The organism is Synechocystis sp. IPPAS B-1465 (assembly GCF_003015225.1).
GTDB lineage: Bacteria > Cyanobacteriota > Cyanobacteriia > Cyanobacteriales > Microcystaceae > Synechocystis.
In genome coordinates, this window is record NZ_CP028094.1 from 444,997 (window position 1) to 466,508 (window position 21,512).

At 46.7% G+C, this 21,512-nt stretch carries 22 protein-coding genes, 1 tRNA gene and 1 riboswitch; of the genes, 14 read left to right on the forward strand and 9 right to left on the reverse strand.

Going from position 1 to position 21,512, the window contains the following annotated elements; all coding sequences use genetic code 11:
* Nucleotides 1-64: 64 nt before the first annotated feature.
* The gene (gene btpA, locus C7I86_RS02120) at nucleotides 65-928 is read right to left on the reverse strand and encodes a photosystem I biogenesis protein BtpA (protein ID WP_010871612.1); all 864 of its coding nucleotides are present in this window, start codon (nucleotides 926-928) and stop codon (nucleotides 65-67) included.
* 181 nt (nucleotides 929-1,109) lie between these two features.
* Between btpA and C7I86_RS02125 the strand changes: the two genes are divergently transcribed.
* From C7I86_RS02125 to C7I86_RS02160, 8 genes are all read left to right on the forward strand, one after another.
* A tRNA-Arg gene (locus C7I86_RS02125) sits at nucleotides 1,110-1,183 on the forward strand.
* A 50-nt stretch (nucleotides 1,184-1,233) separates the two neighbouring features.
* The gene (locus C7I86_RS02130) at nucleotides 1,234-1,755 is read left to right on the forward strand and encodes a hypothetical protein (protein WP_010871613.1); all 522 of its coding nucleotides are present in this window, start codon (nucleotides 1,234-1,236) and stop codon (nucleotides 1,753-1,755) included.
* A 55-nt stretch (nucleotides 1,756-1,810) separates the two neighbouring features.
* The gene (locus tag C7I86_RS02135; RefSeq protein ID WP_010871614.1) at nucleotides 1,811-2,698 is read left to right on the forward strand and encodes a hypothetical protein; all 888 of its coding nucleotides are present in this window, start codon (nucleotides 1,811-1,813) and stop codon (nucleotides 2,696-2,698) included.
* Between the two features lie 136 nt (nucleotides 2,699-2,834).
* The gene (locus C7I86_RS02140) at nucleotides 2,835-3,983 is read left to right on the forward strand and encodes an FAD-dependent oxidoreductase (RefSeq protein WP_010871615.1); all 1,149 of its coding nucleotides are present in this window, start codon (nucleotides 2,835-2,837) and stop codon (nucleotides 3,981-3,983) included.
* A 108-nt stretch (nucleotides 3,984-4,091) separates the two neighbouring features.
* Nucleotides 4,092-5,045, forward strand: a complete 954-nt coding sequence (locus tag C7I86_RS02145) for an RluA family pseudouridine synthase (protein WP_020861436.1) — start codon at nucleotides 4,092-4,094, stop codon at nucleotides 5,043-5,045.
* Between the two features lie 698 nt (nucleotides 5,046-5,743).
* Nucleotides 5,744-6,655: a bifunctional diguanylate cyclase/phosphodiesterase gene (locus tag C7I86_RS02150; RefSeq protein ID WP_010871617.1), complete on the forward strand. Its 912-nt coding sequence runs from the start codon at nucleotides 5,744-5,746 to the stop codon at nucleotides 6,653-6,655.
* A gap of 83 nt (nucleotides 6,656-6,738) precedes the next feature.
* The gene (locus C7I86_RS02155) at nucleotides 6,739-7,926 is read left to right on the forward strand and encodes a response regulator (protein ID WP_010871618.1); all 1,188 of its coding nucleotides are present in this window, start codon (nucleotides 6,739-6,741) and stop codon (nucleotides 7,924-7,926) included.
* 291 nt (nucleotides 7,927-8,217) lie between these two features.
* Nucleotides 8,218-9,450, forward strand: coding sequence for a cation:proton antiporter (locus C7I86_RS02160; protein ID WP_010871619.1), 1,233 nt, complete (start codon nucleotides 8,218-8,220; stop codon nucleotides 9,448-9,450).
* A 265-nt stretch (nucleotides 9,451-9,715) separates the two neighbouring features.
* Here the strand turns inward: C7I86_RS02160 and C7I86_RS02165 are convergent, their stop codons facing one another.
* A complete protein-coding gene (locus C7I86_RS02165; protein WP_020861439.1) occupies nucleotides 9,716-11,797 on the reverse strand; it encodes a hypothetical protein in 2,082 nt (693 codons plus the stop codon).
* Nucleotides 11,798-11,978: 181 nt separating this feature from the next.
* Here C7I86_RS02165 and C7I86_RS02170 point away from each other — a divergent pair, with 181 nt between their 5' ends.
* Nucleotides 11,979-13,301: a proton extrusion protein PcxA gene (locus C7I86_RS02170; RefSeq protein ID WP_010871621.1), complete on the forward strand. Its 1,323-nt coding sequence runs from the start codon at nucleotides 11,979-11,981 to the stop codon at nucleotides 13,299-13,301.
* 110 nt (nucleotides 13,302-13,411) lie between these two features.
* Here the strand turns inward: C7I86_RS02170 and C7I86_RS02175 are convergent, their stop codons facing one another.
* Complete coding sequence (locus tag C7I86_RS02175) at nucleotides 13,412-13,861, reverse strand: DUF4278 domain-containing protein (RefSeq protein WP_010871622.1); 450 nt, start codon at nucleotides 13,859-13,861, stop codon at nucleotides 13,412-13,414.
* A gap of 33 nt (nucleotides 13,862-13,894) precedes the next feature.
* Nucleotides 13,895-13,956: riboswitch (Glutamine riboswitch) on the reverse strand.
* 247 nt (nucleotides 13,957-14,203) lie between these two features.
* Here C7I86_RS02175 and C7I86_RS02180 point away from each other — a divergent pair.
* Nucleotides 14,204-15,100, forward strand: a complete 897-nt coding sequence (locus tag C7I86_RS02180; protein WP_010871623.1) for a ParA family protein — start codon at nucleotides 14,204-14,206, stop codon at nucleotides 15,098-15,100.
* Between the two features lie 153 nt (nucleotides 15,101-15,253).
* Here the strand turns inward: C7I86_RS02180 and C7I86_RS02185 are convergent, their stop codons facing one another.
* Entirely contained in the window at nucleotides 15,254-15,694 is a 441-nt protein-coding gene (locus C7I86_RS02185; protein WP_010871624.1) for an Hsp20/alpha crystallin family protein, read from the reverse strand.
* 1 nt (nucleotide 15,695) lies between these two features.
* Here C7I86_RS02185 and C7I86_RS02190 point away from each other — a divergent pair, with 1 nt between their 5' ends.
* Nucleotides 15,696-15,899: a hypothetical protein gene (locus C7I86_RS02190; RefSeq protein WP_041425770.1), complete on the forward strand. Its 204-nt coding sequence runs from the start codon at nucleotides 15,696-15,698 to the stop codon at nucleotides 15,897-15,899.
* A 60-nt stretch (nucleotides 15,900-15,959) separates the two neighbouring features.
* Here the strand turns inward: C7I86_RS02190 and ccsB are convergent, their stop codons facing one another.
* The gene (gene ccsB, locus C7I86_RS02195; RefSeq protein WP_010871625.1) at nucleotides 15,960-16,964 is read right to left on the reverse strand and encodes a c-type cytochrome biogenesis protein CcsB; all 1,005 of its coding nucleotides are present in this window, start codon (nucleotides 16,962-16,964) and stop codon (nucleotides 15,960-15,962) included.
* Nucleotides 16,965-17,150: 186 nt separating this feature from the next.
* Entirely contained in the window at nucleotides 17,151-17,558 is a 408-nt protein-coding gene (locus C7I86_RS02200; RefSeq protein WP_010871626.1) for a winged helix-turn-helix transcriptional regulator, read from the reverse strand.
* 254 nt (nucleotides 17,559-17,812) lie between these two features.
* On the opposite strand from C7I86_RS02200, the gene lipA reads away from it, so the two are divergent.
* Nucleotides 17,813-18,682: a lipoyl synthase gene (gene lipA / locus C7I86_RS02205; RefSeq protein ID WP_010871627.1), complete on the forward strand. Its 870-nt coding sequence runs from the start codon at nucleotides 17,813-17,815 to the stop codon at nucleotides 18,680-18,682.
* 11 nt (nucleotides 18,683-18,693) lie between these two features.
* Here lipA and C7I86_RS02210 read toward each other — a convergent pair whose 3' ends face one another.
* The 3 genes from C7I86_RS02210 to C7I86_RS02220 form a co-directional block, all read right to left on the reverse strand.
* Complete coding sequence (locus C7I86_RS02210; RefSeq protein WP_010871628.1) at nucleotides 18,694-19,311, reverse strand: hypothetical protein; 618 nt, start codon at nucleotides 19,309-19,311, stop codon at nucleotides 18,694-18,696.
* Nucleotides 19,312-19,440: 129 nt separating this feature from the next.
* Nucleotides 19,441-20,181: a sterol desaturase family protein gene (locus C7I86_RS02215; RefSeq protein WP_010871629.1), complete on the reverse strand. Its 741-nt coding sequence runs from the start codon at nucleotides 20,179-20,181 to the stop codon at nucleotides 19,441-19,443.
* A gap of 54 nt (nucleotides 20,182-20,235) precedes the next feature.
* On the reverse strand, nucleotides 20,236-20,565 hold the full coding sequence (locus C7I86_RS02220) for a DUF565 domain-containing protein (RefSeq protein WP_010871630.1): 330 nt from the start codon (nucleotides 20,563-20,565) through the stop codon (nucleotides 20,236-20,238).
* Between C7I86_RS02220 and C7I86_RS18695 the strand changes: the two genes are divergently transcribed.
* Nucleotides 20,564-20,722 carry a hypothetical protein gene (locus C7I86_RS18695; RefSeq protein WP_158299068.1) on the forward strand — a complete coding sequence of 53 codons (159 nt, stop codon included), beginning with the start codon at nucleotides 20,564-20,566 and terminating at the stop codon, nucleotides 20,720-20,722. The genes C7I86_RS02220 and C7I86_RS18695 overlap by 2 nt on opposite strands.
* A gap of 40 nt (nucleotides 20,723-20,762) precedes the next feature.
* Nucleotides 20,763-21,497, forward strand: a complete 735-nt coding sequence (locus tag C7I86_RS02225; protein WP_231848047.1) for an NnrU family protein — start codon at nucleotides 20,763-20,765, stop codon at nucleotides 21,495-21,497.
* Nucleotides 21,498-21,512: the final 15 nt, after the last annotated feature.

Here is a 21,512-nt window from a genome sequence, read left to right on the forward strand (position 1 = left end):
ATTGACACAAAGGCAACTCTTTTGGCCAAATCCAGCAAAATTTTGCAATTAAACGACAAAATCATCAACAAACCACTGATTTTGTTCCAGCAGGGGCATCCACCACGGTGGATTTACTAGGCTTGGACTTTAAACCCTCGGCCATGGCTTCAATGAAAGCGGACACCCGGATGGGGTCAATGGCTTCGTTAATATTGCCGTGACGTTTGAGGGAACTGGCCACAATCACCCCATTGGCCGCCTGGATTAACTGACCAATATTGTCCTCGTCTGCCCCACTGCCAATGAAAACTGGAGTGCCCTTGGCGGCGTTGGTAGCTAACTCCAGATCTTCCAAATTAGGAGGACTGCCGGTGGCCCAGCCAGAGAGAATAATGCCATCGGCCAAGCCCCGCTCAATGGTGTCGGTAACAGCGGTGGTTAAATTAGGCGTACCCAAGGGTCGGGCGTGTTTAACCAGCACATCGGCCAAAATGGCCACATCACTGCTCAATTCCCGCCGATAGCGCAATAGTTCATGGGCGTTGCCTTCGATTAAACCTTGATCCGTGGCCATCACCCCCGTGAGCACATTAACCCGGATAAATTTTGCCCCCACGCAACTGGCGATCGCCAAGGCACTATGGGCATCGTTACGCAGAACGTTGATGCCCACCGGGGCCACCACCAAATTTTGCAGGCGATCGACAATTAAGGTCATGGCGCTGACCACCGCTGGATCTACCCTTTGTTTGGGAAAAGGGGCATCGAAAAAGTTTTCCACAATAATGCCATCCACCCCCCCAGCGGCAAGGGCCGTGGCTTCTTGTTCCGCTCGCTCAATGACGGCGGTGAGATTGCCTCCCCAACGGGCCGAAGTTGGCAATGGTAGGAGGTGTACAACGCCAATAACAGGATTATGGGTCTGAAAAGTTTGAAATAAATCCACTGCACTCAATCCTAAACGCCCCTGGGTGCCGGTCGGGCCCTCGTTGTCCAAGACAGGCGGGTTGTAAATTAAACAAAGCTAAGCCAATTAAGAATTGTACCCTACCAGGGAAATTGACCGGGGGCCGGTTTCACCGCTCAGGGTATGATTTAGGGGATATGGCAGAATAAATCGTTGACCTGAGGTTGTAGCTCAGACGGATAGAGCAAGCGCCTCCTAAGCGCTGGGCCGCCGGTTCGACTCCGGCCAACCTCGCTTCCTGTCTATCATTTTCCCTTTGCTGTCGACGTTTACTTCCCTAAACCATGAGAAAAAGACTCACCCGTTTCCTTTCCCTGGCCCTGGTGCTGGGCCTACTCTGGTTTGGCACCGCCGCCTGCGCTAGTCAACCCCCTTCCCAATTTGACCAGGCCCAACAGGAGAGTACCCAACGGGGCGCCGATGCGGTCACAAAGGAATCCACCAAGGGAGGAGAATTTAACGTCTTTTTCCCCCAAGCTGAAGGGGAATATGAGCGGGTTTTTGCCCAGGAAAAACAAGGCTTTGCGGAAATTAAGCTCAAGCAAAATGGTCAAGATGTGGCGGTGATGTCCATCAATGACGTCAAAAATAATCCCACTGCGGCGAATAAATTTAAGGCTAGTACCCAGGCTATTGACGGTTTTCCCGTGGTGCAACAGGGTTCCACTGCTACTGCCCTATTGGTGGGCGATCGTTATCAGGTCAAGGTTTTGTCCCGATCGCCGTCTTTTACGCCCCAGGACCGGGAAGCTTGGTTGGGTCGATTTGACCTCAAGGGGCTAGAAAATTTGAGTGCCAGAAATTAAAACTGTTTGTAAAGTTGCCCCACCATAGTCAAGCGATTAAATAGGAGTTTTTCCCGTGAGTAAGCCAATCTTTAAGTTAGTGGATGACCTGCCTACGGGCGGGTTAACGGTGATGTTGCTCAATTCCCTCGATTTTGTCGTGCCGGGGCAATGGGAAAATTTGGTCGGTTTTGAAAATACGATCAAAAAGGTGACTGGGGAAACGGATCCTGCTCTGGTTAAACAAATTGGCGATCGGGCAGTGTGGCTGTTTAACGATAAGTCCCAGGGTTATCAAAATGCCCTTTGGCTTTACCAAACTGTGGACTCCACCGACAGTGCGTTGGGGGCGGCGGCCTTGGCTAATAAGGTGGGGGAAAGTGTTAATTTCCTCGGTTTTTTAAACAAAATTACCCCTAATCCCCAAAAAGCCCAGGCCATTGACCTGTCCATTAAGTTGGTGGCGGAACTGGTGGCCTTCTGCCAAATTAACGGTATTCCCGGCAATAGCATTGGCGATTTTGTGCGTTCCCTGACGGATTACAGCGGTGAGTCCTTAATTCGCATGGCGGCCCTGATTAGCTTTGATGGCATTATTCCCTTTGGCCCCAGCTTTGTTCTAACTACCATGGACTTTTTGGAAAAGTTGACCCCCAAGGAGTTGGAGCAGAATAAGACCTTTGAGAAAATTAAGCCCCTCATTCCCGGCAATAGCACCAGCAGTCAACTGGATTTTATCGGTGAAAGTTTTGGATCTGTACAGGGCTGGATGACCAGTTTTGTCGGCGATCGCCAGCTTACGCGGGAGAAGTTGCTGGGGAAACTGCGGAATTTCATGGAGGTGACGGAGGACAAAATGGATTACCTGGCCGCCTTCATTGATATGTCCACCAATTACTACGAGCATACGGGCATTCAAACCTTGGCCCACCGTTTAATTGAGCGTGCGGTGGCAGAAATTTAACCCCAAGCTCTTATAGCTTGTTTGCAAAGTTGTATTTTGCCCCCTAAATCCCCCAATACTGGGGGACTTTTAATACTTTCCCCCCAAACTTGGGGGGCTAGGGGGGCATTTAAAACAGACTCTCATAAGCAAACCCATGGCCAAAAAACTATTACTGGTGGGGGGAGGCCATAGCAATGCTTTGGTGCTCAAACATTGGTGTCGCCACCCCCTGGCTGATGTGGAATTAACCCTTGTCAGTGACGTTAGACAAACCCCCTATTCCGGTATGTTGCCGGGGTATTTAGCTGGTTTTTACTCCTACGGCGAAAGTCACATTGATTTAGCTCCCCTCTGTGCTTCAGCCGGAGCAATTTTTGTGCAAGATAAGGCGATCGCCGTTAACCCGGAGCAGAATTTATTAACCACTGCCGAGGGGAGACAATTAAGCTTTGATTGCCTTTCCCTTGACATTGGTAGTACTCCGTTCATAGATGATATTGTCGGGGCGGAGTATGGCATTCCCGCTAAACCAGTGCCCCAATTTTTAACTGCTTGGCTGGCTTTATTGGAGAACATTGACCAGAATCGACCGAAAAAAGTAACTTTGGCGATCGCCGGGGGAGGAGCGGGGGGAGTAGAGTTAGCTTTCAATCTGCAAGCTCGTTTGGCAAAGCTTTTCCCCGCCATGGGGTTAGATATGCAAATTTGGCAACGGGGCGCGATCCTTTTACCACACCATAGTGTCCAGGGCAGAAAACTGATTGAGAGATTGTTGGTAAAGCAAAACATTGCCGTGTTACTAAATCACCCTGTCACCAGCATTGAGCCTGAGTTTTCCCCCGATGACAATCCATTAACCTGTTACAAACTTTGGAGTAATGACCATTGGCAGTCAGTCAATGCTGTATTTTTAGTTACCCAAGCTAGCCCAGCCCCGTGGTTAGCCCAATCCGGTTTAAGCCTAGATAGCCGGGGCTTTGTGTCAGTTAAACCAACGTTGCAAAGCTATTCCCATGGGCATATTTTCGCGGCGGGGGATGTGGCCAATATGATCGATCATCCACGGCCTAAGGCGGGGGTGTTTGCTGTGCGCCAAGGCAAGCCATTGTTTGAAAATCTACAGCACTATCTTTCCCACCAGACACTTAAAACTTTTGTTCCTCAATCTAAATATTTGAGTTTATTGGGTACGAGGGATGGTAGGGCGATCGCCCTTTGGGGGCCCTGGGCTAGTTACGGCCACTGTTGGTGGCGACTTAAGGACTATATTGACCGCCAATTTATGGCTGGATTTTCTGCGTAACGCTGAGTGAACTCAGCCAGAGTAAAATAAATGGCTAGACAAGTTTTGATAGACAAAAATCAATTAAAACTAGATTCTGACTAAATCGTTGCAAGGAGCTGAAAAATATTGCCATCAACAACCCCCAAGCCCAATCAAGGCTGGATTTACACTGACCGAGTCAACCCTAAAGCCGCTGGCCAGACAGTGCTGGACTTCTACTCCCAACGCTATCTCCACTCCGAGCGCCAAGCTTGGCAGGAACGGATTGAGCAGGGGCAGATTGAAGTGGATGGCAAGACCGTTGACCCCACCTATCCTTTGCAAGCGGGGCAGACCCTCACCTATTGGCGATCGCCCTGGGTGGAGCCGGAAGTACCTTTGCAATTATCAGTTTTGCATCGAGACGAAGACCTCTGGGCCATTGATAAACCCTCAGGATTGCCGGTATTACCGGGGGGAGATTTTGTCTACCACACCGTTTTGGAACAACTAAAAATCCAATATCCCCAGGAGTCCTTGTTTCCCCTCCACCGTTTGGGCACTGGCACTTCGGGACTTTTATTGCTTGGTCGTTCTACCCTGGGTCGACGGGAACTCAGCCGTCAATTTCGGGAGCATATTTGCCGCAAAATTTACCGCACCGTGATTGGCCCCTGTGATTTGCCAGAAAAATTTGAATGCCACCAGGCGATCGGGAAAATTCCCTACCCCCAACTGGGATATATCTACGCCGCTAGCTCCCACGGCAAACCAGCCCAAAGTTACGGTCGCATTTTAGCCCGCTCCCCGGAAAAAACCTGGCTAGAAGTGGAAATTCGCACTGGTCGCCCCCACCAAATTCGCATCCATTTGGCTAGTTTAGGCTATCCCTTACTTGGCGATCGCCTCTACGGCCCCGGTGGAGTCCCCATCAATTGCCGAACTGCCCGGCCCAGTGATGGCGGCTACACCCTCCATAGTTACCAATTGGGTTTTCTCCATCTCCATACCCAACAGGCCATAAAATTAACTGCCCCCTTACCTCCCGAACTCATCACCCCAGAAGTTAAGACTATTGCCCTGGAAACTGAAAAGCATTGATGAGAAGTGATGGAAAAAAACCAGATACCTAAAATCAATCTTGGGTGGATTCAGGCGTATAAAGCTAGGTAAAGTGTTTTATTAAGTTCCTTTAAGTTAGGCAAAGTTTGGACTAATTCTAGCGGCTATAAATCTTACTAGTAAGGCATTTTGCGTCTTTACCAAGCCTAATTCTTATCAGTGCCATGGAGAGAATATATGGCCTTGCCCTGACTATTTCACTTTTCAGTGTGTCATCCGATACTGACCATGACCACCGACAATGGATAGGATAAAACCAATTTAAATTCGGTAAATCATTATTTCAACCAATGAAACCGACTCATTTCATTGGCCACTGCCCCTTACTGGAGATATTGTCCGTAGTTCAATACAGAATTGCGGATAACGCAAACACAAAAACGATTTGTGCATGTATATCTCCAAATTGTGGACCAATGGTGTCAAATGTTACGGATAGTTAAGGGTTAGTTAGTTAGCCTCAACTTAAGTTAATCAAAATTGACAAACGAGTATAAGTCGCAATGATGTATCTCCCCGTCAGCGCTGATTATCAATCCATTGCCCCGCGCCCTTGAATTTGTTACAATTCTTAACAGTGACTTAATAATCTCTTAAGAATCTTGGTGTAAAGTCTTAAGAAAATCTTAAGGTTTTCTCCTCCCCCGGAGTCATCCCTATCGAATCCTGGAAGATCTATGTTTATATTTCCACGCTTTCCCCGGTCCCTATCTGAGAATGGTTTTTCTCAGCATGGGACTGCCCCTCCCGTCGTCCCAGAGGAGAGCAATAGTTCTTCGGATCGTAAGCAATATATTAAGTGGGCCCTAACTAAAGCGGTTACTGAGGGTGGATTCAGGCTTGATTTTCAACCCCAATGGGATGGGCAGGGAATTAATTTGGTGGGGGTAGAGGCCCTAGTCCGTTGGCAAGATCCCAAGTTGGGCAATGTGCCTCCCGCAGAATTCATTCCCATAGCTGAGGAAACGGGACTGGTGACAGCCATTGGGGAGTGGGTGTTGGACACGGCTTGTCGTCAATATAAAATTTGGCAAGCCCAGGGGGTACCGGCCTTTTTGTTGGGCGTGAATTTGTCCTTGCAACAGTTGCAAAAAGCTGACTTTGCCGAGACAGTCCGGTGCATTCTGGAGGAAACGAACATGCCCGCAGCCCAACTGCAGTTGGAGATGACCGAAGGATTAATTTTTCGAGATTTGCAGCACACTATTGGGGTGCTCCGGGATCTCCAACGACTGGGAGTGCATTTGGCGATCGACGATTTTGGCACTGGTTACTCTTCCCTGTCCGTGCTGAAGGAACTTCCTGTCCACACGCTAAAAATTGACAAATCTTTTTTAGAGGATCTGGAGACGCACCAAAAGGCGGAAGTTATTATCGAAAGCATTATCAACCTCGGTCAGCGTTTACAGTTGGTGGTGGTGGCGGAGGGCGTAGAAACGGAAGGCCAACTCCATTTACTGCAATCTTTACGGTGTGATGTACTCCAGGGTTTTTTCTTCAGTTGTCCCTTAAGTGAAGACAAGATGACCCACTATCTCCACCATTGTTGTTCTGCTAAAACTTTGAGCCGGGCGATCGCCTCCTATTAGGCTTTAGGCTGGCAAAATTGCGGCCATCGACTCCTTTGTTCATATCTAGCCATATCAATATTAGTTTATAACTTAAAATTACTATGACTGCTTTGATCTTGCCTTTTTTTGAGGATCGTGCCATGGCCGATAAATTACAGAGTCCTGGGCTCCAAAAATTCCAAGATAATGGGGCTAAACGAGCAATTCCTCGGGAGTTGTTAGAACAGTTAACAGCGGATAAATTCACTGGTCAACTGGTGATCCGTAATCCCTTTGATGAATTTGTTGATTGGCAAATTTACCTGGGTAACGGCAAGATTCATTTTGCTAATAGTGCGGTGGGCAATGGTAAGCGCCTAAATTATATGTTGGGTAAATTGTTCCAGCATAGTCATCTCCAACTACCGACTGGATTGGAAAGTGACTACAACTATATCTGTGATTTATGGAAGAGAAAATATTTTTCTTTTCAGCAAACTCGGTCAGTGTTGACTCAGTTTACCCAGGAAGCTTTGGTTCAAGCCCTTTCCCTACCCAAAACTGAATATAAATTGGAGCCTAATAACAAGCTCAGACATCTTTTCTTAAACCTAAATTTAGAGCAGGCTGTGGGTCCCATCGAGAAGAAAGTCGACTATTGGTGGGAGTTGCGCTCGGAAATCAATTCTCCTTTTCAACGGCCTTTAGTGCAGGATATGCGGAAATTACGGGGAGTTCTAACGAAAGCTAATTTTCAAACCACGGAAGAATTTTGGAAAGTTTTTCAACAAAATTTAGAAAATTTACACTGTCTTTATGACATTGCCAGTGCCACTAAACTGAGCACTCTCCAGTTGGCGATCGCCATGCGGAACCTAATCAAAGCAGGGGATATCACCATGCTTCCCTACCAAGAAATTGCCATTGATAACCGCCCCTTAGTGGTTACTGTGGACGAAAATCAAGTCCATCAGCACATTGTCGAATATACATTGGAAAAAAGCGGTTATCGAGTTAATACCATCACCGACCCATTTAAGGCTTTGGCTTCCCTCCAAGGTCAAAATCCTGATTTAATTTTGATTAATGCTGACATGGAGAAAATGGATGGCTACCAATTGGCTTCCCTCTGTCGCAAATCTCCCCAGCTTAAGCAAGTGCCGATTGTATTAATGGTGGAAAATGACAATTTGGTTCATAATATCAGGGCCAAAATGTCTGGGGTGAATGATAACTTATCCAAGCCTTTTTTACCCCAGGATTTATTACTGAAAGTCAAGACCAACTTGCGGGAAATGGCCGCGGTCTAGGGCCAGGAATAATCAGAAAATCACTAAACTAATTTTAATCTTTTGACCTGGCTAGAGTTCCAGTTTTTCTGTGATTAAAATCCTAGGCTACACGAAATTAGGGATAATTACTATGACCTGTAGTAACTGACGTAAAAGGGAACTGCTCCTTTCCCTATGCAGACTGGATCTGATCAACCAGGGAAGTAGGTCAACATCCACTTTCGTATCTGGTATATTGTCCTTTTGGCGGGATATTGTGTTTTCCAAGCAAATTTTGGGAAATCAAAACCTAGATGGGGCATCACAACGATGGACACCAATACTTTACTGCTAATTCTTGCCAATATCATTGTAATTATTGGCTTAGCTCGCCTGATTGGATTGCTGTTTGCCCGTTTTCAACAGCCCCCTGTGATCGGAGAAATTATTGCAGGAATTATGCTGGGCCCTTCTCTCCTCGGTCTATTGTCCCCGGCCCTAGAAAAAAGTTTTTTCCCTGCCACTACCCAGCCATTTCTGTATTTACTCTCGGAAATTGGCTTAATTTTTTATATGTTTTTGGTGGGTTTGGAGCTTAACCCCCAATATCTACGGCAAAAATTAAAGGTTGCTATTCTAACTTCTAATGTTAGTATTTTCTTTCCATTTGTACTGGGTATAGTGCTGTCTTTTTTTGTCCTCTATTCCCTCAATCAACCCAATAAAACCAGCTTTATTCCCTTTGCCCTTTTCATTGGCGCGGCCATGTCGATTACGGCCTTTCCAGTACTGGCTCGTATTTTAAAGGACACTGGTTTGGATAAAACTCCCCTGGGGACTTTGGGGCTGACCTGTGCTTCGGTGGATGACATTAGTGCTTGGTGTCTGTTGGCGATCGCCATTGCGGTGACCCGTACGGATAACATTTTCGGTGCATTTCCTACCCTCTTGGGTATTATTGTCTACACTGTCTTCATGGTCACTCTAGGGAGAAAATTTTTTAAGTATATTCTCCGCAATTATGGTCAAAAAAATTATCTCAGCCAGGGTCTATTAACTTTTATTTATATCATGGTAATTCTTTCCGCTATGCTGACGGAATGGATTGGTATTGACGTAATTTTTGGTGGATTTATTTTAGGGGCAATTTTACCAAAAAATACAAATCTAAGCACGGAATTAGCCACTAAAACCGAGGATTTTGTTTCCACATTTCTTTTGCCTATTTTCTTTGCCTATAGTGGATTAAGTACAGACCTTGGTTTACTCAATAAGCCTTATCTCTGGGCGGTGTGTGCTTTAGTGGTGGCAGCGGCGATCGCCGGTAAATATTGCGGGGTTTATGTGACCACCAGGGCATTAGGGGTGGAAAAGCAAGAGGCCAAGGCCTTGGGCTGGCTGATGAACACGAGGGGCTTGACGGAATTAATTATTCTCAATGTGGGTCTCAAACTAGGTGTAATTTCCCCGGTGATTTTCACTATGTTTGTGATTATGGCCATCATTACCACCATTATTACCTCCCCTTTGGTAGTCAAAATTTATCCTGCCCCAGCCCATTAAAATCCATTATTGTTTTGACTTTGACTAGGCTTAAGAATCTGTTTGAAAACCCCCCTGACCCCCCAAAAAAAATTTGGGGGAAAACTGAGTGAAATCCCCCAGTATTACCGGAGCTTTAGTGAAGAAATTTAGGGGGCAGAATAAAACTTTCTAAACACGATCTAGAACCGATAACTTTTCAACGGGTAACGGGTAATGGTTTAAATTTTAAAAGTTGTCAAACACATTCCCGTACCATTGCCATTGGTAATGTCCGGGACAAAATCTAAACAGATAAATTTTCCGCCCGTTGAATAATATTTAACAGTCTGCCCACTTGCTCTGTGCCCCGCACACTAATTTCACTGTGACAGAGTACTAATTTTTCCGTCACCCTGGCCAATAAATCCCGCACAATGCGCTCAAAGCGTTCCTGGTCCCATTGCAATTGTTCCGGTTCTGTCCAGGGTTTGGGCTCTCGATGGCGCAGCAATAGAGGCGATCCAAACAATTGGGATGCTCCCCCCATTTCCCAGAGGCGATCGCCAGCATCAAGCCAAAAGTGCCAGCGGTGTTGGCTACGGAGTGAACGGTATTGGTAAATAGTCGCCAGGGTAATGGCCGGCGGTGGGGGTAACCAGTCGGGAATGTCTGGTCGGGGTTGGGCGGTAACCGTGCCTTGACCAAGTAGTTGCAAAAATAGGGCCAGCTTTTCCCGGATCTGGGGCAGACTTTCTCCGCCATGGCCAGCATTGCTCTGGAGTTTGCCCTGTACCCGCCAAAAGTGCTGGAGAGTTTCCATCAATTCCCGCAGAGAAGCCAATTCCCCGTAGGCGAGTTGATGTTCCGGGGGCAGTTGTTCACGAATGGCTCTGTCCAGCATTGTGACCGGCGATAAAGTCTCCTGGGCCAGGGCTTGTTTTTGCTTGCTTAACCAATCCCGTAGAGCGCCATAGGCTTGACTGGCTTGGTAACCAAAACGATCCCAGCGGGGATATTGCTCTATGGGCATCAGGGCCGGGGCTTGGGGATTAATGGCATAGCAAGTGTCTGCCAGTAGCCCTGCCCGCACAGGATCGATCGCCAGCTTGATTTGACCTCCAGAGCGTCTCTCACTCAGCATCACCAACATTTCCGCCACCTGTTCCCGGCGGGCCCATTCCCCCAGGTCATACACCAGGGCTAACAGAGTTAATAAACTGCGAATTAAGGGGGCACTGCTGAGGGGTCGTTGCTCATTGAGGGCGATAATGTCGATGCCGGCTTTGTTAAAAATTTCTAAAAAACTATAGCGGGCAATTTCGTCCAGACCAGGGGCGATGATGGCAATGTCCTGGGGCTTGATTTCTCCTTGGTGAACCGCCGCAATGATCTGATCGGCCGTTTGCCGTAGTAGTTGGGCCCGGGAAAAAGTTTGTAAGGCCTGCACTTGGGGAGGCAGTATGTCTGGCGATCGGGGGTCTTTGAGCAGGTTCAACACCTGGGTCGATAACTGGGGGGCCATGCCCGTTGGTCGTTCCAACCGTTCCACCTTGGCTCCTTGGGCTAATATCGCCAACGCATTGGGATCGGCATTCAACCCCAAGCGCACCTGACCGTCGGGATTAAAGCTAAATACAGCCCAGGAACAATGGGACTGCAACTGATTAAACAAATCCACGGCGATCGCCGGATAGTCGTCCACGTCATCGGCAAAAATTGCGTCGTAGCGTTGGCATAAATATTGTTGATATTGGGGCTTTTTCAGTAAATATTGACCATAACAATGAAAAATCAGCCCATAGGTTAAAAATCCCCTGGCCAAACACCATTGCCGCCAATGTTGCCAAAAGGCAATCGCCTCTTCTGCACTAATCTCCCCTGGGGTTACCCGGATTTCCCCTGCCGTTAATCGTTCCAGCACCTGGCGATCGGTCCAACCCGCTGCCCCCGCCAACTGACCCAAATCCAATAGGTTACGAACTAACCTGGACCTCTGGGCTGCATTTAAGGAACTATCCCGGCCTGGGTATTGGTTTTGCCATTGCTCCATCGCCAACCATTGTTCCGTTTCCGGTCGTAACTGGGTGGGGAAAAGTTGCTTGCTGATCCCTGCCTCTAGCAATAGGGGCCAAAATAAATGCACGTCCTCCCTCATCAGTCCCAGGGGGGTTTTGCCCATTACCGGTGCATCGCCGCCGATCGCCCGCTCTAAACTGCGGCTTAAGCGCCATCGGGTTTGGCCATTGGCCGCCAATACCAAAGCTAATGTTGGTTGATCCAAAACCCGGTCAGATTTCAAACTTCGCCACCACTGGCCATATAACTGGGTTAATCGATGGGTTTTGCCACTGAGCGATCGCCCTTCTAGCCAGATTATTTCTGCCAAATCTTTTACCCCTGATAGTTCCCGTTGGTTCTGCTAAGATTTCCTGTATTGCTCAATCCCAAAACCTTACGGATCGAACCCTGGGCCACCGTAGTTTGGGTAGCTTGAAAGAAAACTAAAACTTTATCAGACAACCTTATCAAACAATATCTTAGCTGTTTTTTTACCCAATCATCAGTCAATGGATTTAACAAATTGGTGGCAAGGGGCAACCCAGTGGTTTGGCAGATCTTCACAAAAATCCTTGGAGCAAGCCTTCCGGTCTGCCCTAAAAATAAAAGAAATTGAAGATCAATACTTCCAAGGCAAAAAAATAGGGCCAGAAAATTGTGATTATAGTGCCGACACTGTCACCTATTTTGCCAACCAAATTCAGCGGCATCTGAGGAAAATAGAGCAGGAAATTTACCACCTCAACAGCGACCAAGAATTCGTCAAAATTCTGAGCCTAGATCCAGCAGTTAAACAGGATCCACAAACGGAATATGTTCTCAATCAATTGCAATTCATTGATGACATATTGCAACGCTATGACGGTGAACTGCCCCAGGTTAGTCCCCCCAAGCAAATTGCCAATGGGGGCGTTCTGGATTTACCCGCCATAACTGCTAATAAACAACGGCAAATCAACAAAAAGCGCCGGGACGGTTTTCAATATATTCGGCGGGAAGATACCCAACAAAAAGTAGATACTGCCACCCAAAAATCTGGCGTTTTGCCCCGTTCCTTCTTGCGTACCATCGACCGTCTGAAGCGGGAAATGGACCCCCAGTCCAGTGACACTGAGCAAAAGGTGCTCAAACAATATCGCAATTCTCGCTATAAAACTGCCCTCTCAATTAAGTTTGTTTTAACCTTAATTATTGTGCCCCTGCTGGCCCATCAATTGACTAAAACATTTTTTCTTTTGCCTTCGGTGGAATCATTTTTTGAGCGTAATAGTGAGGTTGTTTTTATTAACCAGAGTATGGAGACAGAAGCCTATGAGGAATTGAGTCATTTTGAAGAATCTCTGCGTTTTCGAGAATTGTTAGGTTTTGGCGAAAAACTTTCCCCCGAAGCTAAGGAAGAAAAACTGGCGGAGAAAGCCAAAGAAATTTCCGAAAGTTACCGTCGGGTTAGCACCAATGCGATCGCCAATATTTTTGCTGATATTTTTTCCCTGGTGGCCTTTTCACTTGTTTTGGTCAATAGTCAACGGGAAATTGAAGTTTTAAAAGAATTTATTGACGAAATTGTCTATGGCTTGAGTGACTCGGCTAAGGCATTCTTGATTATTCTCTTTACCGATATGTTTGTTGGTTTTCACTCTCCCCACGGTTGGGAAGTAATTTTGGCTAGTATCGCCCGTCATTTTGGTTTGCCGGAAAATCAAGATTTTAACTTTCTTTTTATCGCAACTTTCCCGGTAATTTTAGATACGGTCTTTAAATATTGGATCTTCCGTTATCTGAATAGTATTTCTCCCTCTGCCGTGGCTACCTACCGCAATATGAATGAGTAAATGGGCAAAATAATTCCCCCTAGGCATGGTGCTCAAGGGGGAAATAAATAATTGAGGCGACTAGTTAGTAGGTAAGATTAACTAATTTATGCCCTTAAAGTCAAACTAGATTAGCTCATGGCCACGCCTTGACTGGCATAGTCAGAACGAAAATTAGCCAAAACTTTGCCTTGGATGCGGACAGCGCTGTTGACAGCTTGGTCACCACTTAAACCAATTTCTTCAGCCAAACGCACTAACAGGGATTGTTGGCGTTTTTTAATTGCCTGGGTTTTGCTGTGCAGGCGGGCCCGGACCCGGTCCTGGAAGGAAATTTGGCTGGGAGCCGCAGCGACTTCCACCTTTTTGTTGGCAGTGTACAGTTCGGGCTGTAGATCCTGGGCGGGGTTAAAGGAAACTCCCCGATAAGTTAGATTGACGTTGGGCTGAATGACGTTCTTGGTGGTGGTGCGGCGGAAACGATAGTCCAAACCACGGTAGCTGCCCGCTAGCCCCAAAACTTCGGTTTCCACTTTGGGGGGATTGTAGTCGTACTTGACTCCACGGTAACTTAATTGCATAGTGCGCTCCTAATTGTTATTGAAGGTAGAGGAGGCGCGTTCCTTCAGGAATATATCCCTACTTCCGTCTTCTTCAAAAAGAGAAGATGAACGATTTACTTTCTGTATCCATTTTTACGGTTTTTCAAGATCATGTCAAGGAATGGTCAACAAAATACGAATTTCTTAACATTCATGTAAGATTTACTGATCATTCGGCTGGACTGCTTCAGAGTTCCGTTTTCCACGAGTGCGAGGGAGATGGAACTTGGGCTGGATGCCAACGATCTGCTAGAAGGGTTACTTTTGCCTGTTCCCTGGGGCCTTAACATTGCTTGCAGTCTTTAAAATAACCTCATTTCCATGGCCAAAATCATTAGCACCGTCAATATGAAGGGCGGAGTCGGTAAAACCACTCTGACTGTTAACTTGGCCACCTGTCTGGCTAAATATTTTCAAAAACGGGTTTTGGTGCTGGACTTGGATTCCCAAATTAGTGCCACTTTGAGCTTAATGGCTCCCCATGATTTTGCTGCAATTCGCAAAAAGGGCAAAACCTTGAGCTATCTGTTGGCCAATGCCATCCAGCCGAATCCCTACAGTAAATTGGATATTTTTGATATTATTTGCCCAGAAATTTGCCAAATTGAGGGTTTAGAACTGATTCCGGGGGATATTGAACTTTATGACGAGTATCTGGTGTCGGAAAAACTCCACCAAGCGGCGATCGCCACGGAAAATCCTAACTTTGAGACGGTGTGGAATAAATTTGAGGGTACGTTAATTAAGGAAATGCTGGCGCCAGTGCTGGAGGAATATGATTTTGTCATCCTCGACTGTGCCCCTGGTTATAATCTGTTGACCCGCAGTGGCATTGCGGCCAGCGACTTTTATCTGTTGCCGGCTCGTCCTGAACCCCTATCGGTGGTGGGGATGCAGTTACTGGAAAGAAGAATTGAGAAACTGAAGGAAAGCCATAAGGCCTCCGATGATCCCCTGAATATCAATCTGATCGGAGTGGTGTTTATTCTGTCCGGCGGCGGTTTGATGAGTCGCTACTATAACCAGGTAATGCGGCGGGTACAAACGGATTTCACCCCGGGACAACTTTTTCAGCAGTCCATTCCCATGGATGTCAATGTGGCTAAGGCAGTGGATAGCTTTATGCCGGTGGTTACCTCCATGCCCAATACGGCGGGTTCAAAAGCTTTTATTAAATTAACCCAGGAATTTTTACAGAAAGTAGAAGCTTTTGGCTAAAGCAAAGCCCCCATTGATTAACAACGGGAGCTCGGCAAAAATTAATTATCGATTGGCTGGAACCTGGTCAAACCAGGGCTTTTCATCCATTGGAAAAGCGATTTTGATCATCTAGGGTCAGGAGCAAAGATCTGATCAAATATTGATCATTTATTAGGAAAGCTGAACTTTCACCACTTTATTTTTGGCTTCCTCTACTTTGGGCAAAGTCAAAGTTAGGATACCGGCATCGTAATTAGCTTTAACTTCTGTGTTTTGGATTGCTCCAGGTACAGGAATAACCCGGCGGAAACTGCCATAGCGGAACTCTGTGCGCCGCACCCCATCTTTTTCGGTGCTATGGGTATCCTGGCGATCGCCGCTGACGGTCACCGCATCCCTGGCGGCTTGGATGTCCAAATTATCGGGGTCCATGCCAGGTAATTCTAGTTTGAGCACATAGGCTTCTTCAGTTTCAGTTAGTTCTGCTTTAGGATTAAACCCTTGGCGATCGCCGTGGCGGTCCGTAGGGACAAAAACTTCTTCAAACAGTTGGTTCATCTGCTGCTGGAAATTATCCATTTCCCGCAGGGGATTGTAAAGAATGAGAGACATAATGTTAACTCCTGATGTGTGGAAGGAATTGATTACCCTTGAATGGTTCTATCTTAAAATTTCCCCTTCCAGGTTAGATTCGGTTTTCAGGAAAGAAGGTGGGGGGATTGCCGAAATTACATTTCTAGCCGCAATTTTTAGTAAAAAAAAGATGAGTTTTTACCTCACCTTAAGTAAATATTTGAGTGGCAAAACAAAATGGTAAAAATAGCTAAGCTTCCACCGCCCTATGGATTTTTGGAAGGAAGTCTTAGGTTGTGAAAAACTATAAAAACCAACCATAGGAATGGAGACCTTTACCCAACAAGTTGACCCCTAGGTAACAAATCCAAACCACCGTAAAACCGCTGGCGGCCAAAATAGCGGGCTTGCGGCCTTGCCAACCTTTGGTAATGCGGGCATGGAGATAGGCGGCAAATACTAGCCAGGTGATTAGGGCCCAGGTTTCCTTGGGATCCCAACTCCAGTAGGAACCCCAAGCTTCGTTGGCCCAGACGGCCCCGGCAATAATGCCAATGGTGAGCAGGGGAAAGCCCAGGCCAATAATGCGATAACTAATATTGTCCAAGGTGTCCGCCAGGGTAAGCCGTTGGGGAGAAAGGGTGATGGCAGGGGTAGAGGTAGTTTTTTCCAACACGGCCACATTGCCCGAGTTACCACTTACTCCTTCTAGGGCAGGATTTAGATTCCCCACCGGATTGAGATTATTACCTTTCACCAATCCTTGCCGAAATCCCCCAGTGCCCACGGAACTACCCCGGAGTTCCACCGCCTGGCCCCTGGTAACAAACAAAAAGGCGATCGCCAATAGGGAACCCACCATGAGGGTGGCATAACTGACCATCATCACACTGACGTGCATCATCAACCAATTGGACTTCAACGCCGGCACAAGGGGGGCAGATTGTTGCATATCGACCGGCAAAGTCAGGGCAGCAAAGGCCACAATTCCCAAGGCGATCGGGCTGGTGACTGCCCCAACAAAACGACTTTGGCTCATGCGCTCGGCAATGAAATGCACCGCCGTGATGCCCCACGCCAGGAAAAACAAGGATTCGTAAAGATTACTGATGGGAAAATAACCCGCTTCTAGCCACCGAGCTCCCAACAGGGCTGTAATAGTCAAATTGGCGATCGCCATGGCCCCACTGGCCCCCTGCACTAACCATGGTTTGGGAAATACCACCGCTACCCAGTAGGCAAACATGGTCAGCAAAAGCACAAGGAAGGCAGTATTGTCTAAAAAACTTTCGAGGCTGACTAGATTCATGGCAATCCACTCTAAACAAGATTAAGCAAATGGGCTTTTTACTATCCTAGCCGCTGTTGAGTTTCCGGCAACGGCGATCGCCAGTCTGGCATTTGCTTGGGCTATCACTAGAGCAAAGCCAATCAGAATCAAAGGTTTTGATCCTAGTGGGGGACCGACCCCAGGGCAAAAATCGTTGAGGGCAGATTAGTTTGGTCCTTCGCCGGTCAGAAGACTGCATTCACAGGATTCTTGCTCTAACCAGTCGGAACCTAGTTTGTGCATGGCAATCAGCACTGGCTGAATTTCCCTACCCCTGGCCGTGAGGGAATACTCCACCCTAGGGGGAATTTCTGGGTACACATCCCGATTGATAATGCCGTGGGTTTCTAGTTGCCTAAGCCTTAGGGTTAACGTTTTAGTGCTACAACCGGGCAAGGCATCTAACAACTGCCCCGTGCGTCGTTGTCCCTTGAACAGTTCCCGCAACACCAAAATAGACCACTTATTATCAAGTAAATCCACCACATGCTGAATGGGGCAAATATGTCCGGTTTCAAAACAGGGATCAGCATTGGCTTGGGTCATGGCAGTATGAGGGAAAACCTTTTCCATCAACCATTCTAACTTCCAGGGTTGGTTTCCCCACTTTACCTTGGGGGCTAAATTTCCCGGTAAACCCAGGCAGTTTGATGTTTTTTAACCCTGGCCATGGATGGAGTAATCAAACAGAGTTCTCAGCTATCAACCCAAATTTACTCATTTTCCCCAGTTGGTGGAATGGAAATCGCCCTTCTCCCCTAGATGGAGAGAAAGGGAGTTAAGAATTTTTGATACAATCGGATCTCCTATAGCAGGAGAGATTGGACGTGACCGTCAAACCGGATTGGCTCCGAGTCAAAGCGCCCCAATGGCAGAGGGTGGGCAGTGTTAAGGATATTCTGCGAGATTTACAATTAAATACCGTCTGTGAAGAAGCTTCCTGTCCCAATATTGGCGAGTGTTTTCAGGCCGGGACGGCTACTTTTTTGATTATGGGTCCTGCTTGCACCAGGGCTTGCCCCTATTGTGATATTGATTTTGAGAAAAAGCCTCAACCCTTAGACTCCACAGAGCCGGAAAGATTGGCGATCGCCGTGAAAAGGCTCAATCTTAAGCATGTGGTGATTACCGCAGTCAACCGGGATGATTTACCCGATGGAGGAGCCTCCCAGTTTGTTAGTTGCATAGAGGCTATCCGCAAAATTTCTCCAGGCACCACCATTGAGGTTTTGATTCCAGATTTGTGCGGCAATTGGCAAGCCTTAGCGGCGCTGTTGGAAGCTGCCCCAGAGGTTTTGAATCACAATATGGAAACAGTGCCCAGGCTTTATAAACGGGTGCGGCCCCAGGCGGATTATGATCAATCCCTAGAATTATTCAACCAGGCGAAACGGATTCTGCCCAAGGTTTACACTAAGTCCGGCATTATGGTGGGGCTGGGGGAAACAGATGCGGAAGTAAGACAGGTGATGGAAGATCTACGCCGGGTGGATTGCGATATTTTGACTATTGGCCAGTATCTACAACCTAGCCAAAAACATTTGGGAGTCAAGGAATTTGTCACCCCGGAACAGTTCGACGTTTGGCGAATTTATGGTGAATCCATTGGCTTTTTACAAGTGGTATCCTCCCCTTTAACCCGCAGTTCCTACCATGCGGAACAGGTGCAGGCTTTGATGACCCGTTTCCCCCGTTAAGTTGGTCTGATCTATTCTTCTAGTCCAACTTTTTGCCGTGGAAAAATCATTTTGCCAAAGGGAATGTAGCTGCCATCGGCGATCGCCACTCCAGGGCCAAGCCCCACCCCCGCACTGATAAAAACATTATTGCCAATTGTGATCCGGTCAACGTAAAGCAAAAGGTTGTGTCGTTTTGGTTTAATGGCGTGGCCCACTAGGCTGACTTGGTGACCAAATATCACTTGGTTGCCAATGTGCAGTAAACCCCGGTCTAGGACTTGTATGCTGGGGGTCCAAAGCACGTTTTTGCCAATGCTGGATCCCCATAATCGGAGCCACAGGGAAAACAAGCCTGGGACAAAGTGTAATATTCCTTCCAGGGCAGGAAAAGTGCTATAAATCAATTGAATTTGATAGGTTCCCCACCAAGGAATGTAATTTTTTCCCACTAAATAACTCAGTCCGGGTTGGAGAGGATAGAAGAGCTGATGAATCCGATAGGTTAGCAGGGGCAGCCCATAAATAATTAATAATAATAATAGTAGCCACCACCAAGCCCTAGTCATTGCCCAGAAAATGACACAACTAAGGGCTAAAGTAATTACTAGACCGGGAAATAATGCTAGGAGTTTACTTAACAGCGTCATAGCTGGTTACAAGAACTAGTCTGGATAGCGGTACGGGGAGATTAGTTGGCTTAAGAAATTTTAACTTTAGCTATTATAAATTTTGCCTGACAATTAGATGCCGTAAGATTAAGCGATTTTTTGCATTTTTTAGGTCAATGGCCAGAAAAGCTTTTGCCACAAAGTTAATTCAAGTTTAATGCCCATTCCGGAAGAAATACTAAGTTGATTTGGTAAGGTATTTTTCAAATAGGTACCATGGATTTTGTCCCAAAGTTTTAAATTAGCACCAAAATTTCCCTTGCCGATTTGGTGATGGTGCAATCCGTGGTCTTGGGGTAAAATCAGCCAGCTATTTAAGCAGTCGTGTAACCAACATTTTTTATTAATAATTAGGGAACTATGACGCCATAGATCCAGTAAGTAGGTGCAACTAATGGCGAGAATATATCCCCTGGCATCGTGCAATAAATAAATTATGAGGCTATTTAGCCAAACGTAGGGCAAAAACAAGCTAGACCAAAAAGTGTTGCGTGCACAACTAACCATATCCATTTGACTAACGGTGTGGTGGACTTGGTGAATGGGAAATAGCAATTTGCTGTGTAGTGCTCGATGGCTCCAATAATAAACGTAATCAATAGCCACAAAGCCGAGGAGAAATTGCCCCCCAGCAAATAGGTTAAAACTATGTTGCCAGTGGGGAATAATCAAGGAGTAAAAATTGATTACTAATAACAATTGCAGCAGGGGGATAATCGCTCCTTGTATACCTAAACTTACCCCATCTAACAACCAGTCTTGCCAAGGTTTACTAGCTAAAAATTGTCTTTGTTGAGGTTGCAGTAAACTGAGGGCAAAAAATAACCAAAAGCTGATTAATGATGCCATTTATTAAATCCAAATTGAATTTCTAAATTAAGTACGGTTCCACTATCCCTCTCCCTAGGAACCCAACTTGAAAGCTTCTAAGAATAAACTGTAGGAAACACCCATTTTAAAAATATTTAATACTTCAGCCTGCAAGTCCCCCATCTTCACCCCCCGGCGATAGAACCAACGATTGACCAATTCACAAAAAAGCAGAATGAAGGCAGCACAAACTACGTCCCATTGGGAATTCTGACCGGCGGTGGTGGCCACGGCTGTCCCGACAAAAAAGCCGAATAAAAAGGACAATAAACTGAGGGAAATACGTCGCCAGGGATTCCTAAAAAATTGGGAAAGTTGCTGGCCACGAACTTCAACAATGGTATTTAATCGGGTGCGCTGCATGGCAAATTACCTTAAATTTCCTGGGGGGCGGGACGGTACAGAAACAGCAATGCTCAATTCTAGGCCGTCTTTGGCCATGGGGGTATGGGAAAATGTATTGTTGGTTAACTGTCATGATTGGCGATCGCCGTTCCACGGTTGGCCATTGACCCAATAAATTTTTCCGTGGTTGTTATCCCATTTTCCCCTTGAATTGCTTGGCTTTGTTTGATATTTCTTCTCCTTGGCCCTGGTTGACCCCCAGCCATGGCATTATCGCCGCCTACCTTCTGTTGTTTGCCATCGTTCATAGTGGCTTAGCCGCCCTGCGAGCCTGGGGGGAAAGCAAAATTGGCGCTAGGGGCTATCGAGTTATATTTGCCCTGGTGAGTATTCCCCTGGCTACGGGATTAATTATTTATTTTTTCAACCATCGCTATGATGGTCTGCAACTCTGGCAAGTACAGGGAGTAACGGGAGTTAAACCCCTGGTGTGGATTTTGTCTGCCCTATCTTTTTTCTTCCTTTTTCCCGCCACTTTTAACCTGTTGGAAATTGCCGCTATCCAAAAACCGGAAATCCATCTTTATGAAACGGGCATTATCCGTATTTGTCGCCATCCTCAAATGGTCGGTCAAGTAATTTGGTGCATTGCCCACACCCTCTGGTTGGGAACCACTTTTACTCTGGTTACCAGCTTGGGATTAATTGCCCACCATTGCTTTGCAGTCTGGCATGGCGATCGCCGTTGGCAACACAAATATGGCGAGGCTTTTCTAGCAGTGAAACAAAGAACTTCCATCATTCCCTTTCAAGCGATCTGGGAGGGAAGGCAAATTCTAGTGTGGCAGGAATTTATCAAACCAGCCTATGTGGGGGTAATGGGTTTCATTGCCCTACTATGGTGGGGCCATCCCTGGTTGATGGTGATGACCTCCAGAGTTAATTGGTAGGGCTTGTGGCTTGGT